Raw genomic sequence first — 13,701 nt, 5'->3', positions numbered from 1 at the left:
GGCAGTCATAAAAGGGCTCACGCAGCGAGTAAGCACCGGCACTGATCCGCCGGTGCGCACACAGTGGATAAAGACGTAATGAATGTAATGGTAAAACGACGAGTTCATGTTGCGGCAGCAGCCATCATCAGTGCCGATCAGAAGAAAGTGCTGATTGCACGTCGGCCCTCGAATGTCGACCAGGGTGGCTTGTGGGAGTTTCCGGGTGGGAAGCTCGCGCCTTATGAAACAGGACTTGAGGGCCTTAAGCGCGAGCTGCACGAAGAGCTTGGTGTTGAGATTGTACGTGCGCAGCCCTTGATCCGTGTGCATCACGAGTATCCTGACAAGCATATTTTGTTAGATGTTTGGCAGGTTCACGAGTTCGCTGGCGAGCCCTTTGGTCGCGAAGGCCAAGCCGTGCGTTGGGTGCCGATGGAGGAGTTGGCTAATTATCCGTTCCCGGCGGCCAACCTGCCGATCCTGCGTGCTGTGATGCTGCCCACTGAATACCTGATTACAAAAGAAGAGGCTGACGAGGCGCGTTTTGATACGCTCCTGGAGCGGGCCTTGAAAGAAGACAACATTCGCTTAGTGCAGCTGCGTGCCAAGCAGCTTGATGAAGCCGCTTATCTTAAGCGCGCCGAACGCGCCTTGCGTATGTGCCATGAGTATGGCGCCAAGCTTCTACTCAACGGCGAGCCTGCGCTGCTTGAGCACGTGGATGCCGATGGTATTCATTTAACCAGCGAGCGTTTGATGCAGCTGGATCGACGCCCGATTGCCGAGCAAAAGTGGCTCTCTGCCTCGACACATGACCAAACTCAGCTCTCCAAAGCGGCGCTGCTGGGGTGTGATTTTGTGACGCTGTCACCGCTTCGCACTACGCCTTCACATCCGGAAGTAGCGCCGATGGGCTGGCATGATTTTCAACAACTGGTTGAGCGTGCCGGTATGCCGGTCTTTGCGCTGGGTGGAATGACACGCTTTGATGCCAATCACGCCCGTGCCGTAGGCGCCCAAGGCATCGCTTCGATTCGCGATTTCTGGAAGTAAGAGGTTTGTTACTACTGACGTAATGGCATAAGTAAGCGCTGAGGCACGTGCAGAAATAGGTACTAGAAAAAACGCCTGCCAGATGATTTTGGCAGGCGTTTTCCGTAAAAGATCGCTACGTTAAGCAGTGGTCTATAGAGCGATAACGCCTAGTCGCGAAAGCGGCGGGTTAGATCGCTATAGGCATCGATACGGCGATCACGCAGATAAGGCCAGATACGGCGAGTATTTTCGCAGCGCGCCATATCAATGGTCACAACCAGTTGTTCATCATCTTCACCGGCATGGGCAAGTAGCTCGCCCTGAGGCCCACAAATAAAACTGCCTCCCCAAAACTGAATGCCATCGCCCACGCCTGAATGATCGGTTTCAAACCCCACGCGATTGGCAACAATCACCGGTAAGCCATTGGCGACGCCATGCGAGCGCTGGATTAATGTCCAGGCATCTTTTTGGCGAGTTTGTTCCGCAATATCATCGTTAGGATCCCACCCAATCGCCGTGGGGTAGAGCAGCAAGTCTGCTCCGGCCAAGGCCATCAGGCGAGCCGCTTCCGGGTACCACTGATCCCAGCACACCAGCACGCCCAAACGGCCAAGCGAAGTGTCAATTGGTGTAAAACCTTCTGCGCGGCTCGCATCGTGGTCACCAGGGGTGAAGTAAAACTTCTCATAAAAGCCTGGATCATCAGGGATGTGCATTTTCCGATACTGACCCACCCGGCCTTTATCTCGGTCGTATACCACCGCAGTATTGTGATAAAGCCCTGGTGCGCGTCGCTCAAACAGCGAGCCGACCAGCACGATATCCAATTCTCGGGCAAGTGCGGCCAGGTGCTGTCCGGTCGGGCCATCCAGCGGTTCGGCCAGGTCGAACAGGGCCGGATCTTCATACTGGCAGAAGTAGTGGGTAGCATGCAGCTCTTGCAGCATGACAAGCTGGGCGCCACGTTTTACGGCATCACGAATGCCCACTTCACTGGCTGCCAGGCTCTGTGCTTTATCGGGCCAAGCAAACTGTTGCACTACGCCAACCGTTAGGTCAGAGGTCACCTTGGTAGACATCCTGGCTCCTTACTGATTAAAAGAGGTGGTGAGCGTGCCCTTGGGCAACTGCATGGTCAGGCAGTGTAAGCTGCCATGTTGACGAATAACGCTCGAACACTCAATGGGAATGAGAGCATGGTCTGGAAACGCTTCGGCCAGCGCACTCAGTGCTAACGCATCAGCCGGGTCGCCGTAGGTTGGCACCAGCACCGCTTCATTAATAATCAAAAAGTTGGCATAAGTGGCTGGCAGCCGATGGCCGTCTTCAGGGTCAAAGCATGCCTGTGGCCAAGGCAGGGGTACAAGCTGGTAAGGCTCGCCGTTGCGTTGTCGAAATGCTTTTAACTCTTGCTCCATGGTTTGTAAGGCTGTGTAGTGCGGGTCTTGTGGGTCATCACAGCGCACATAAGCAATGGTCGATGGGTTACAGAATCGCGCCAATGTATCAACGTGGCTGTCGGTATCATCACCTTCCAGGTGCCCGTTGGTTAACCAAAGCACCCGATCGACGCCGAAATCATCGCCTAGCAAGGCTTCAACGTCCTGGCGTGTTAAATGCGGGTTGCGATTAGGGTTGAGCAAGCAGGCTTCGGTCGTCAGCAGCGTGCCCGCGCCATCGGTTTCGATAGCCCCGCCTTCCAATACCATGTCGCGTGAAGCCACTGGGCATGCCCAGACGCCTGCATCGGCTAACGCCTGCGTCAGCTGATTATCGTTGCTGGCCGGGAATTTTCCGCCCCAGCCGGTGAAGGTGTAATCCAGCAGTAGCGGCTGGCCTTCATCATCAACAACGCTAATCGGGCCATGGTCACGCGCCCAGGTATCATCGGTAGGTGCTACGATCAGCAACAGCTGGTGAGCAGGCACACCATAGGCATCGAACGTTTTGCGTACGCGGTCACAGGTGGCTTGATCTGGCATGCTGATCACTACCTGCTGGTAACGAACGGTTGCCAGCACGATGCGCTCAAACGTTGCTTCTATACGCGATAGAAGCGATGCCCAATCGCCATCAGGGCGTGGCCAGGTCAGCTGTAGACCGTCCTGGGGGTGCCATTCCGGCAGCAGGTGATATGTCATATTGGCCAAGGTTATGAAGTCTCTTGGTAACGTTATTTGAAGTAAAACGCTCACCGATTTAGCCAGCGCAAATGGGCGCAATGTAGGGCGTCGTCGAAGAACTTGCAAGCGTTACGTGGTTTCAGGGAACGGGCCTGGGGTCTGTTACTCTAATGCCCGTTTGCACATGCAGTGTGGCTAAAAAAACCGTACCATGAGCGCTTATTAATAAGGAATGATGCCATGCTTGATCGTTTGCCTTTTCTGGTGGGGCTGCGCTACGTGCGCGCCAAACGCCGGAACCACTTTATTTCTTTTATTTCACTAACATCGATGCTGGGCTTAATGCTGGGTGTGGCGGTACTCATCCTGGTGTTATCGGTTATGAATGGCTTTGACCATGAGCTGCGTACTCGTATTTTAGGAATGGTGCCGCACACAAAAATTGAAGCAACCGAGGGCCTGGTGGAGTGGGAGGCGCTGGCAGACCGATTGACTCAGCGTGAGCACGTGATTGGTGCTGCACCTTATGTTGAACAGCAAGGCATGTTTTCCGCGGGTGGTCGTAACCAGGGAGCCATGGTCAACGGTATTGATCCCGATTGGGAAGACCAAGTCTCGATTATTGGTCAGCATATGCGCCAAGGAACGTTGGCTGAATTAGTGCCAGATGAGTGGAATGTGGTGCTTGGCTCTATGCTTGCTCGCCAGCTGGGTGTAGGTGTAGGCGATCGAGTGACGCTGCTGGTGCCGGAAGCTTCTATTACCCCAGCGGGTGTATTCCCACGGTTAAAGCGCTTTACCGTTAGCGGTATTTTCAGCGTGGGCGCCGATTTGGACGCCAATCTCGCTTACGCCAATATCGAAGATATGAAAACCCTTGCGCGCCTTGGCGACGCGGTAGGTGGTTTGCGCCTTGAGCTTGATGATCTGTTTATTGCGGGCAGCGAGACCCAAGCCATTGTAAACGATCTGGGTCCAGGCTACCGCGGCACCGATTGGACGTACTCGCATGGCAACCTTTTTCAGGCCATTCAGATGGAAAAGCGCATGATTGCACTGCTGCTAACAGTGATCATTGCCGTTGCGGCGTTTAATATTGTTTCTACCCTGGTCATGGTGGTTACCGACAAGCGTGCCGATATCGCTATTTTGCGTACCATTGGCGCTACGCCACGCTCGATCATGGGCATCTTTATCGTACAAGGGATGGCCATTGGCTTGATTGGTATTGCGATTGGCGTTGCTGTGGGCATACTGCTGGCGCTGACAGTATCTGATCTGATCGGTTGGTTTGAAGCGGCCTTTGGGATTAAGTTTCTGGATGCAGGCGTTTACTTTATCAGCGATTTGCCGTCCCAGCTTAGGTGGGATGACGTGCGCAATATTGTGTTAGCAGCCTTCGGTCTAACGTTTTTGTCCACGCTGTACCCAGCCTGGCGCGCTGCTCGCGTTCAACCGGCGGATGTTCTGCGCTATGAATAAGGATGCTTCCATGTCTACTACTGGGCCGTTAACGTCTATGCAGTCAACTTCCACGCCGTCCAACGCTACGCCAGCCGCAGCAGGGGGAGCGAACGAGCCGCCTGTTATGTTGGATTGCCAGGATTTAACGCGGGTATATAGCGAAGGGCCACAAGACCTGACCGTGCTTGATAAGCTTGAACTTTCCGTTCGTGCGGGCGAACGGGTGGCGATTGTGGGTAGTTCTGGGTCGGGTAAAACCACGCTCCTTAACTTGCTGGGCGGGCTGGATCGCCCAAGCGATGGTCGGGTGGTGATCGCTGGTGAGCCACTTTCCAACTTAAACGAAGCGGCCTTGGGGACGTTTCGTAATCGCTACATTGGGTTTGTTTACCAGTTTCACCATTTGCTGGCAGAATTTACCGCCGTTGAGAATGCAGCGTTACCGTTAATTATCCGTGGTCAGTCGAAAAAAACCGCTGAAAAACGCGCTATGCAGATCCTTGAGCGCGTAGGGATGAAGGCGCGGGCTGATCATAAGCCAGGCGAGCTTTCCGGTGGTGAGCGCCAGCGGGTCGCCATTGCGCGTGCCTTGGTAACAGACCCAAGCCTGGTGCTAATGGATGAGCCTACCGGTAACCTGGATCAAACGACGGCAGCCACGATTCTAGCCTTGATGGATGAGTTGGCCAAAGAGAGCGCTTGTGCGTTTGTTATCGTGACGCACGATGTGGGGCTAGCCGCACATCAGGATAGGGTGCTTAAACTGGATGCGGGCAAGCTGGTTGAGCAGCCTCGCACGCCTTAATCATCGAACTCGGATTCGATACATGCCCGACGCCGCTGCCTATTTAGGCGGCGGCGTTTCCAATTATAAGAGACGTGCCAGCGCCAGATAAGGCGAATGCCGATATTAGCGGCCACTGCTAGCACAATGGCCGTAATAAATGAGCCAACAACCAATGGCGGTAAAATATCGTGCATTTGTTCGGCAATCCAGCGCGTTGAAATACGCGTGGGCGCTTCACGTACCGGAGCACCGAGAATAAATGTGCCAATTCGATAGTTAAAATAAAAAATCAGCGGCATGGTGAGCGGGTTGGTAATCCAGACAAGACCTACTGAAAGCGCTAGATTACAACGGCTTAGGCGAGCGCCCACGGCAGCGACTACCATTTGAAATGGAATCGGTAGCATGGCGCAAAACAAGCCAACGCTAAAGGCGTTGGCAACGCTTCGCCGAGTTAAAAGCCACAGCCCGGGGTCGGCAATTAGCGGTGCAATAAAGCGTAGCGACCGCTGTCGCCGTAGCGTGTCGGGTTTGGGCATGTAGCGCTGCAGGAACCGGCGCGGCATGTCAGGTACTCTTGCCTATTAGTGCACCCTATTATCCATATCGCGTAGCGCTTCGGCTATGCCAAGTATGTGAAGTTCTTAAGCTAAGGAGAGTCGTATGCCGTTTGGCATAGCGATACCGGCAGCGCTAGCGGCACTGTTAGGGGCAATAATCGCGGGATTAAGCGGTATAACAGGGGTAATGAGCCCCTTTGTTGGCATTGGTTTGTTGGGCGCACTGCTACTGACTATCTGGCGCGCCAAGGCGGCTTTCTGGCTATTGCTGGGCGGCTGGGTGGTGGTCGGTATTCATCAGGAGTGGGGTAGCCGCTTGCCCGAAGGTCTCAACGGTGAAGATGTCGTTGTAGAAGCAAGAGTGCTGAGCGCAACCCCGTTGGGTGATGCACAGCGACTACTGTTAGCGATAAGAACCTGTGAAGGGCCTAAGCATCGCCCCGCTTGCGATGCGCTTAACAAGGTCCGTGTAACGGCGTATAACGCGCCGGCTTACTATGCAGGGGAGCAGTGGCGAATGACGCTGCGTCTGCGCCCGCCTGGCGGATTTTCCAACCCTGGCACGTTTGATTTTGAACAGTGGCTCTGGCGTGAAGGCATTCATGCAACGGGGTATGTACGCCAGGAGCCAGCGCCGACGCAATTGGCCACGGCTGGGTTTTCTGTACGAAAGCTGGCGCTTGATGTGTTGGAGAGACAGCCACTCGGTGAACGAACACGCCGCTGGCTCGCAGCCTTAACGCTGGGGGAGGGCAGCCAGCTAACCCAGGACGACTGGTCATTACTCAATGCCACGGGAACGACGCATCTGGTGGTTATTTCAGGCTTGCATGTGGGGCTGGTGGCCGGGTTTGCGCTGTTGCTGGCAAAGCTCATCGCACGGCTAACAATGCCTTTGAACTGGCGAATGTGCGTGTGGCCTTGGTGGGTGGCCGCGCTGGTCACCATCGGTTATGCCTATTTGGCCGGTATGGAGCCGCCCGCCATGCGCGCCATGGTCATGACACTGGTAGGGCTATGGGTGCTCAGTGGTCGACACTCCCCAGCCACTTGGCAGGCCTGGTGGCTGGCGCTTGCCATTATTCTGCTGCTTGATCCGCTCTCTTTATGGCGCCCTGGGCTCTGGCTATCGTTTGTGGCTGTTGCCTGGTTGATCATTATTTGGCAAGGGCGCACGCGTCCAAACGGTGTTAAAGGCTGGTGCTGGGCGTTGCTGCGTTCCCAGCTGTTACTGGCCCCACTCATGGCCGCCGCCGTGCTGATCGCATTTGGACGTATGGCGCCGGGCGCGCCCATTATTAATGTAATCGCCGTGCCCTGGGTAAGTTCAATTATGGTGCCGTTGGCGCTGCTGGGCTGGATATTTTCACCGCTGGCGTGGCTGGGCACGGGCATGTGGTGGTTGTTTGAACAAGCGCTGTCGGTTTTTTACGTTTTCCTGACCGTTACGTCAGAACGATGGCCACTGTGGGAACCTGATCATGCGCTAGTGTACCCATTAAGCGGCGCTCTTCTTTTGTTGGCCTTATGCTGGGGGCTGCCTGGCGTGGTGTCCTGGTTGAAAGTGGGGGCTACGTTCCTGGTGGTATCACTTGCCTGGTGGCTTCCGCTGGAGCAAATACCTAAAGGTACGTTGCGTGTAACGGTACATGATGTGGGCCAAGGCCAGCTTATCGAGCTACGTAGCCAGCAGTACCGGCTTTTATACGATACTGGCCCACGTTTTCAGGCAGGCTTTATGCCCTTGCAAACATTGTGGTCGCCAGGCCAGCGCTTTGATGAGGTGATTGTTAGCCATGCCGACAGTGACCATGCAGGCGGTATAGGTGCGCTACTAGAGAGCCATGCCGTCACGCACTGGCGTGCGCCTTTAGGTGAAACCCTACCGGTTACGGCCACCCCATGCGAACGTGGCCAGCAGTGGCAACGCGATGGAATCACGTATCGATTTTTATGGCCGCCTGCCGGGTCCAATGATTACTCGGCCAATGACCGTTCCTGCGTGCTGGAAGTCAGTGCGGGAGAACATCGATTATTAATTACCGGGGATGTCAGTCGTGATATAGAGCGGCGTTTTCTAAAAGATATTGATGTGCCGCTTAGCGTATTGGTCGCCGGGCATCACGGTAGCCGCACGAGTTCAGGTGTTCAGTTTGTCCAACATACGACGCCTTTGCATGTGATTTTCAGTGCAGGTCGCAACAATGCTTTCCAGCATCCGGTAGATGATGTGGTACGCCGCTTTCGAGCTTATAAGAGCTGCCTGTGGAGTACCGGGCACGATGGGGCTCTGCGGTTTTGGCTTCAAAAAGATCATCCTGTGTCTATTACACCAATGCGTTGGCCATCCGGCAGTGTTCAACATGGTGGCGTTAAGCGGTGTTGATGCGCCTCGCCATAAGGTAGAATCCAGAGCATTGCACACTATTGCCAGGAGCGCGTGTGACCGATTCAAGTTGGGTTATTTATAAACGGCTACTTAGCTATGTAAAACCACACTGGCAAGCATTTGGCTTGGCCGCTGTTGGGTTTGTGGTGTATGCCGCATCAAGTACGGCACTTGCTGAAATGATGAAACGGTTAATCGACGGCATCCAAAACCCTGATGCTGCTTTTCGGCTGTTTCTTCCGCTGTTTGTCATTTTAATGTTTGCTTCGCGTGGTTTAGGCACTTTTCTAAGTACCTACTATATGGCGTATGTAGGACGCTATGTAATCCACACGCTGCGCTGCGACGTTTTTGCCCACATGCTGCATCTGCCTGGGCGGTTTTTTGACCAGCACTCAAGCGGCCACCTTGTTTCGCGCGTGACCTACCATGTAGAGCAAGTGGCGGGTGCTGCAACGAACGCTGTCACCGTTATTTTGCGTGAAGGCCTGTTTGTTGTGGGCCTAGTGGGTTATCTGTTCTGGACGAACTGGATGCTAACCCTACTGTTTTTAGGCGTTACACCCATTATTGGCGTGGTAGTGAGCTATGTCAGCAAGCGCTTTCGGCGTATTTCTAAACGCATACAAAGCTCAATGGGCGATGTCACCCATGTCGCCTCTGAAGGCTTGTCGGGCTACCGCGTTGTGCGCACTTACGGCGCTGAGGATTATGAAAAGCAGCGGTTTGCACGTGTAAGCGAAGAGAACCGTAAACAGAGCATGAAAGAAGCAATGACGCGGGCGATAAGCTCTCCGATTATTCTTATGCTGGTAGCGATATCCATGGCGCTGCTGGTGTGGCTGGCAATGGCGCCGGCGATAATGGCCAATATGACGCCAGGTGAGTTTGTCGCGTTTATTACCGCGGCTGCCTTGATGATCAAACCGGTACGCCAGCTCACCGAAATTAATAGTGAAATTCAAAAAGGACTTGCCGCCGCTTCAGAACTCTTTGGGTTGATGGATACAGCACCGGAACAAGACACCGGTCAGCGTGTGCCCAAGCGTCTAACGGGCGAGCTAATGCTAGAAAATGTTGGCTTTCGCTATGCCGACGACCAGCCAAGCGTGCTGCATGACATCAATTTGCACGTCTCGCCAGGTGAGATGGTGGCGATTGTGGGTCGCTCAGGTAGCGGAAAATCAACCCTCGTTAGCCTATTGCCACGCTTTTATCGCCTTAATGAAGGGCGCATCTTAATCGACGGTGTGGATATTAATGAGTATGCGTTAGGCCCATTGCGCCAGCAGATTGGCTTGGTCACACAGCAAGTGACGCTCTTTAACGCCACGGTGGCCGATAATATTGCTTATGGCACGGCGAATCCTGATCGTCAGGCAATTGAAGCTGCCGCCAAGGCGGCGTATGCCAGCGAATTTATCGATAAGCTGCCACAAGGTTATGAAACGGTGGTGGGTGAAAATGGGGTCATGCTATCGGGTGGGCAACGTCAGCGCCTGGCGATCGCCCGGGCGATTTTTAAAGATAGCCCGATATTGATTTTGGACGAGGCAACCTCCGCTCTGGATACCGAGTCTGAGCGTTATATTCAAAAAGCGCTGGAACACGTCTGCCAGGGACGCACGACACTCGTTATCGCCCATCGTCTGTCCACGATTGAGCGTGCAGATCGGATTCTGGTGATGGACCAGGGGCGTATTATTGAGCAAGGAGCGCACCGAGAGCTTCTGGACAAAGGTGGTGCCTACTCTGCGCTGTATCAACTTCAGTTTCAGGAAGCATAATGACGCTGGCTCAGCGCTGGCTTGAAGCGGGCTATCACAATAGCCCTTGGCTATTGCCGCTAAGGCCATTGGGCGCGCTTTATAAGCATGCCATGGCGCGTCGAGAAGCTGCGTACATGAATGGCCAAAAGGCCACATGGCGTGCGCCAGTGCCGGTCATCGTGGTGGGTAATATCACCCTGGGTGGAACCGGAAAATCGCCATTAGTGGCCTGGTTAAGCCGCTGGTTGGTCGCACAAGGTTGGACGCCGGGTATCGTCACGCGTGGTTATGGCGGTAAAGCCGAGCACTACCCGCTCCAGGTAACGCCATCGACGGATCCCGCGCAAAGCGGTGACGAGCCGGTTATGTTGGCTCAGCAAACCTTGTTGCCCGTGGTAGCAGACCCCAAGCGTGCGCGTGGCGCTCAAGCGTTGGTCGATCTCGGTTGCGATATTATTTTGAGTGACGACGGGCTGCAGCACCTGGCGCTTGAGCGAGACATAGAGATCGTGGTGATTGATGGTGCACGAGGATTGGGTAATTGTCGCTGTCTGCCTGCAGGGCCACTGCGTGAGTCGCCCGAACGTTTAGCGCGTGTAGATGCGGTGGTTGTTAATGGTGAAATAGTGAATGGTGAAATAGCGAAGGGAGACATGCGCCAATCACTTTCGGTGAGCGCCACTTCCATGCAGCTAATGCCGATAAGTTGGCGGCGCCTAAATGATGGCGAGCGCTTTCCGCTGACACCGTTACCTTTTAGCGTGCCGGTGTTTGGCGTGGCCGGTATCGGGCACCCTGCGCGCTTTTTTAATACATTGCGTGATTTAGGCGTAAGCGGCGAGATGCTGGCGCTGGCAGACCACCAGCGTTTTAGTGCGGATATATTTACTCCGGCGAAACAGCGGCCCGTGGTCATGACCGCCAAAGATGCGGTGAAATGCATGGGAATTGCGCCAGCCAATAGCTGGATATTAGAAGTGGAGGCAACGCTTCCATTAGAATTTGAACACTGGCTGGCAGCCAAGCTGTCAGCCCTGTCCTGAAGGGGATGCATAAATGGATAAGGAACTGCTAGCAATGCTGGTTTGCCCGTTATGTAACGGCAAACTTAAGTACGACCGCGAAGCGCAGGAACTGATTTGTCTTTATGACGGGCTAGCGTATCCGATACAAGAAGGTATCCCGGTTATGCTGCCTGAGGAAGCCCGGGTAATGGACGCTGACGAAAAGCTCCCAACCTCACCAGGTCGCACGGGAGACCTGTAATGGCGTTTCCTGCATTTATAGCCGTCGTGCCTGCTCGCTATGGTTCGACCCGGTTGCCAGGTAAGCCGCTGCTGGATATTGCTGGTGAGCCTATGGTTGCCCATGTGTGGCGGCGCGCCTGTCAAAGCCAGGCGGTTCGTGTCGTTGTTGCGACCGATGATGAACGTATCCGTGATGCGATGCTGCCTTATGGGGCTGAGGTCGTCATGACGCGCGATGATCACGCTTCGGGTACTGATCGGCTTGCCGAAGTCGCCCAGATCCTTTCTTTGGGTGAAGACGAGCTAGTGGTGAATGTGCAGGGTGACGAGCCGCTCATTCCGCCCGCGTTAATCGATCAGGTGGCACTGCGCTTGGCCGATGACGCAGAAGCCTCCATTGCGACGCTGGCTGAGCCTATTAACGATGTAGCGTCACTCTTTAATCCCAATGTGGTCAAAGTAGTGCGCTCATTACAGGGGCGGGCGCTGTATTTCTCACGTGCGCCCATCCCTTGGGATCGTGAGCAGTTCAAGCAGCAGCCTGCATTGCTTGAAACGGATGCATGGCTGCGCCATATCGGAATTTATGCCTACCGCGCGAGCTTTTTAGCCGCCTATCGGGACTGGCCAGCCTCAATGCTGGAGCAGTTAGAGCAGCTTGAACAGCTGCGCGCTTTGCAGAATGGCCATTTAATTCAGGTGGCGTTGGCGTGTGAGGTTAACCCAGCAGGTGTCGACACGGCGGAAGATTTAGCTCGTGTTTGCGCTCTGTTAGCGCCATCTGGTTAATACTTTTCAACGTACAGGGAGCGCGTTGTGACGCGGGTACTTTTTGTCTGTTTAGGGAATATTTGTCGCTCGCCCACTGCCGAGGGCATTTTTCAACGCGCGCTGGAAAACGCAGGTATGAGTGGACGTGTCAGCATTGACTCTTGCGGAGTAGGTGCTTGGCACATCGGGAAAGCACCCGATTCGCGCGCTCAATCAGCAGCCAAGCAGCGAGGTATTGACCTGAGCCAGCTATGTGCCCGGCAGCTGACCCCAGAAGATTTTCTGAAATTCGATTATGTACTGGGCATGGATAACGATAACCTGCGGGCAATGCGTGCCTTAAAACCTGCCGAAAGCAACGCTTATGTCGGGCTTTTTCTGGAGTTCTCTGGAACGTCGGGAGCAGAGGTTCCAGACCCTTACTATGGCGGTGAACAGGGGTTTGAAAACGTGCTTGATATGATCGAAACGGCGTCGCAAGGTTTAATCCAGCACCTGAAAAGTGACCGCGTGTGACAGCTTCAGTCCTTAAAAACTCGGCTTGTATCATTAACGAACACGTGGATCTTTCATCGTCCAATACGTTACGTTTGCCCTGCGTGGCTGATTATTACGCTGAACCCACCACGCTAGGCGCCTTACGCGCTACGCTTGCTATCGCCCATCATCAGCGCTGGCCGGTAACGCTTTTGGGCGGAGGGAGCAACGTGCTTTTGCCGCCGCGCTTAACAGGGATTGCGATACGCCCGGCGCTACGACAGTGGTGGCTGACCTCGGCGGGTAATAATGTGCTGGCACATGTGGGGGCTGGCGTTAACTGGCATACACTGGTGCTCAATATGGCGGCCCGAGGGCTCTGGGGAATTGAGAACCTGGCGCTGATTCCTGGTGATTGTGGCGCAGCCCCCGTGCAAAACATCGGCGCCTATGGCGTTGAGCTCGCCGATAGCCTTCAGGCCGTGCAGATCATGGAAATTGCGACAGGAAGAACGCGTTGGCTTGAGAATGCTGAGTGTACGTTTGGTTATCGCGATAGCGTTTTCAAGGGTGCGCTGTGTGATCGTGTCGTGATTACTCGGCTGGTATTGCGGCTTTCCAGGCAGCCCGCACCGAAAGTTCACTATGGCGATCTTGCCTCGCGCTTGCCGAATGCGCCCACCCCGTTGGATGTTGCAGAGACAGTGGCAGCTATTCGCCAGGAAAAATTGCCAGACCCGAGGCAGCTTGCCAATGCAGGCAGTTTTTTCAAGAATCCCATTGTTTCAGATCAGCAGGGGCAGGCGCTATTGGCCCGCTATCCTGACATGCCGCATTTCCCTTTAGGCGAAGGAAAGACCAAGTTGGCAGCCGGTTGGTTGATTGATCAGTGCGGTCTTAAAGGCGTGCGTGAGGGCGCATTTGGCGTGCATGACCGCCAGGCGTTAGTGTTGGTTCATTTGGGCGGCGGCGACCGTAAGGGATTGCTGCGCTTTGCAGGCAAGATTATCGACCATGTGCATGCTCGTTTTAATGTACGGCTGGAGCCAGAGCCACGTTTGGTTCAAGGCTGATAAATGCGTGGGCACTGACGC

13 protein-coding genes are annotated in these 13,701 nt (G+C 54.6%); 10 read left to right on the top strand and 3 right to left on the bottom strand.

The features are described 5' to 3' along the window. Nucleotides 1-87 precede the first annotated feature (87 nt). Complete coding sequence (locus CZ787_RS11610) at nt 88-1,035, top strand: Nudix family hydrolase (protein WP_087109327.1); 948 nt, start codon at nt 88-90, stop codon at nt 1,033-1,035. Nucleotides 1,036-1,184: 149 nt separating this feature from the next. Here CZ787_RS11610 and CZ787_RS11605 read toward each other — a convergent pair whose 3' ends face one another. Together CZ787_RS11605 and CZ787_RS11600 are read right to left on the bottom strand one after the other, a co-directional pair. Continuing rightward, nucleotides 1,185-2,099, bottom strand: coding sequence for a carbon-nitrogen hydrolase (locus CZ787_RS11605; protein ID WP_176372214.1), 915 nt, complete (start codon nt 2,097-2,099; stop codon nt 1,185-1,187). A gap of 9 nt (nt 2,100-2,108) precedes the next feature. Continuing rightward, nucleotides 2,109-3,161 carry an agmatine deiminase family protein gene (locus CZ787_RS11600; protein WP_087109325.1) on the bottom strand — a complete coding sequence of 351 codons (1,053 nt, stop codon included), beginning with the start codon at nt 3,159-3,161 and terminating at the stop codon, nt 2,109-2,111. Nucleotides 3,162-3,383: 222 nt separating this feature from the next. Between CZ787_RS11600 and CZ787_RS11595 the strand changes: the two genes are divergently transcribed. Together CZ787_RS11595 and CZ787_RS11590 are read left to right on the top strand one after the other, a co-directional pair. Further along, on the top strand, nt 3,384-4,625 hold the full coding sequence (locus tag CZ787_RS11595) for a lipoprotein-releasing ABC transporter permease subunit (protein WP_087109323.1): 1,242 nt from the start codon (nt 3,384-3,386) through the stop codon (nt 4,623-4,625). Between the two features lie 106 nt (nt 4,626-4,731). Further along, nucleotides 4,732-5,412, top strand: coding sequence for an ABC transporter ATP-binding protein (locus CZ787_RS11590; protein WP_087109321.1), 681 nt, complete (start codon nt 4,732-4,734; stop codon nt 5,410-5,412). Here the strand turns inward: CZ787_RS11590 and CZ787_RS11585 are convergent. Further along, the gene (locus tag CZ787_RS11585; RefSeq protein WP_087109319.1) at nt 5,409-5,960 is read right to left on the bottom strand and encodes a DUF2062 domain-containing protein; all 552 of its coding nucleotides are present in this window, start codon (nt 5,958-5,960) and stop codon (nt 5,409-5,411) included. The two genes, CZ787_RS11590 and CZ787_RS11585, sit on opposite strands and share 4 nt — an antisense overlap. 97 nt (nt 5,961-6,057) lie before the next feature. On the opposite strand from CZ787_RS11585, the gene CZ787_RS11580 reads away from it, so the two are divergent. From CZ787_RS11580 to murB, 7 genes are read left to right on the top strand one after another with little or no spacing between them, the layout of a single operon-like run. After that, complete coding sequence (locus tag CZ787_RS11580; RefSeq protein ID WP_087109317.1) at nt 6,058-8,340, top strand: DNA internalization-related competence protein ComEC/Rec2; 2,283 nt, start codon at nt 6,058-6,060, stop codon at nt 8,338-8,340. A gap of 56 nt (nt 8,341-8,396) precedes the next feature. Continuing rightward, a complete protein-coding gene (gene msbA / locus CZ787_RS11575) occupies nt 8,397-10,130 on the top strand; it encodes a lipid A export permease/ATP-binding protein MsbA (RefSeq protein ID WP_087109315.1) in 1,734 nt (577 codons plus the stop codon). Beyond that, entirely contained in the window at nt 10,130-11,155 is a 1,026-nt protein-coding gene (gene lpxK, locus CZ787_RS11570) for a tetraacyldisaccharide 4'-kinase (protein WP_087109313.1), read from the top strand. The genes msbA and lpxK overlap by 1 nt, the downstream gene beginning before the upstream one ends. Before the next feature lie 13 nt (nt 11,156-11,168). After that, nucleotides 11,169-11,378 (top strand): Trm112 family protein, encoded by a 210-nt coding sequence (locus tag CZ787_RS11565; protein WP_087109311.1) that lies wholly within the window; start codon nt 11,169-11,171, stop codon nt 11,376-11,378. After that, nucleotides 11,378-12,148, top strand: a complete 771-nt coding sequence (gene kdsB, locus CZ787_RS11560) for a 3-deoxy-manno-octulosonate cytidylyltransferase (RefSeq protein WP_087109309.1) — start codon at nt 11,378-11,380, stop codon at nt 12,146-12,148. Before CZ787_RS11565 ends, kdsB begins: the two co-directional genes overlap by 1 nt. A gap of 27 nt (nt 12,149-12,175) precedes the next feature. Beyond that, nucleotides 12,176-12,646, top strand: coding sequence for a low molecular weight protein-tyrosine-phosphatase (locus CZ787_RS11555; protein WP_087109307.1), 471 nt, complete (start codon nt 12,176-12,178; stop codon nt 12,644-12,646). Further along, the gene (gene murB, locus CZ787_RS11550; RefSeq protein WP_254908616.1) at nt 12,643-13,680 is read left to right on the top strand and encodes a UDP-N-acetylmuramate dehydrogenase; all 1,038 of its coding nucleotides are present in this window, start codon (nt 12,643-12,645) and stop codon (nt 13,678-13,680) included. Before CZ787_RS11555 ends, murB begins: the two co-directional genes overlap by 4 nt. The last annotated feature ends 21 nt before the right edge of the window (nt 13,681-13,701 follow it).

Source organism: Halomonas citrativorans, assembly GCF_900163645.1.
GTDB lineage: Bacteria > Pseudomonadota > Gammaproteobacteria > Pseudomonadales > Halomonadaceae > Vreelandella > Vreelandella citrativorans.
The sequence above is the reverse complement of the archived record's forward strand: the minus strand, read 5'-3'. Positions and strand labels throughout refer to the sequence as shown.

What these genes read in the sequence shown, in the direction of transcription:
- CZ787_RS11610 (WP_087109327.1), top strand. Translation starts at nt 88, where the DNA reads ATGGTAAAACGACGAGTTCATGTTGCGGCAGCAGCCATCATCAGTGCC.
- lpxK (WP_087109313.1), top strand. Translation starts at nt 10,130, where the DNA reads ATGACGCTGGCTCAGCGCTGGCTTGAAGCGGGCTATCACAATAGCCCT.
- CZ787_RS11590 (WP_087109321.1), top strand. Translation starts at nt 4,732, where the DNA reads ATGTTGGATTGCCAGGATTTAACGCGGGTATATAGCGAAGGGCCACAA.
- CZ787_RS11605 (WP_176372214.1), bottom strand. Translation starts at nt 2,099, where the DNA reads ATGTCTACCAAGGTGACCTCTGACCTAACGGTTGGCGTAGTGCAACAG.
- CZ787_RS11565 (WP_087109311.1), top strand. Translation starts at nt 11,169, where the DNA reads ATGGATAAGGAACTGCTAGCAATGCTGGTTTGCCCGTTATGTAACGGC.
- CZ787_RS11580 (WP_087109317.1), top strand. Translation starts at nt 6,058, where the DNA reads ATGCCGTTTGGCATAGCGATACCGGCAGCGCTAGCGGCACTGTTAGGG.
- kdsB (WP_087109309.1), top strand. Translation starts at nt 11,378, where the DNA reads ATGGCGTTTCCTGCATTTATAGCCGTCGTGCCTGCTCGCTATGGTTCG.
- CZ787_RS11585 (WP_087109319.1), bottom strand. Translation starts at nt 5,960, where the DNA reads ATGCCGCGCCGGTTCCTGCAGCGCTACATGCCCAAACCCGACACGCTA.
- CZ787_RS11595 (WP_087109323.1), top strand. Translation starts at nt 3,384, where the DNA reads ATGCTTGATCGTTTGCCTTTTCTGGTGGGGCTGCGCTACGTGCGCGCC.
- CZ787_RS11600 (WP_087109325.1), bottom strand. Translation starts at nt 3,161, where the DNA reads ATGACATATCACCTGCTGCCGGAATGGCACCCCCAGGACGGTCTACAG.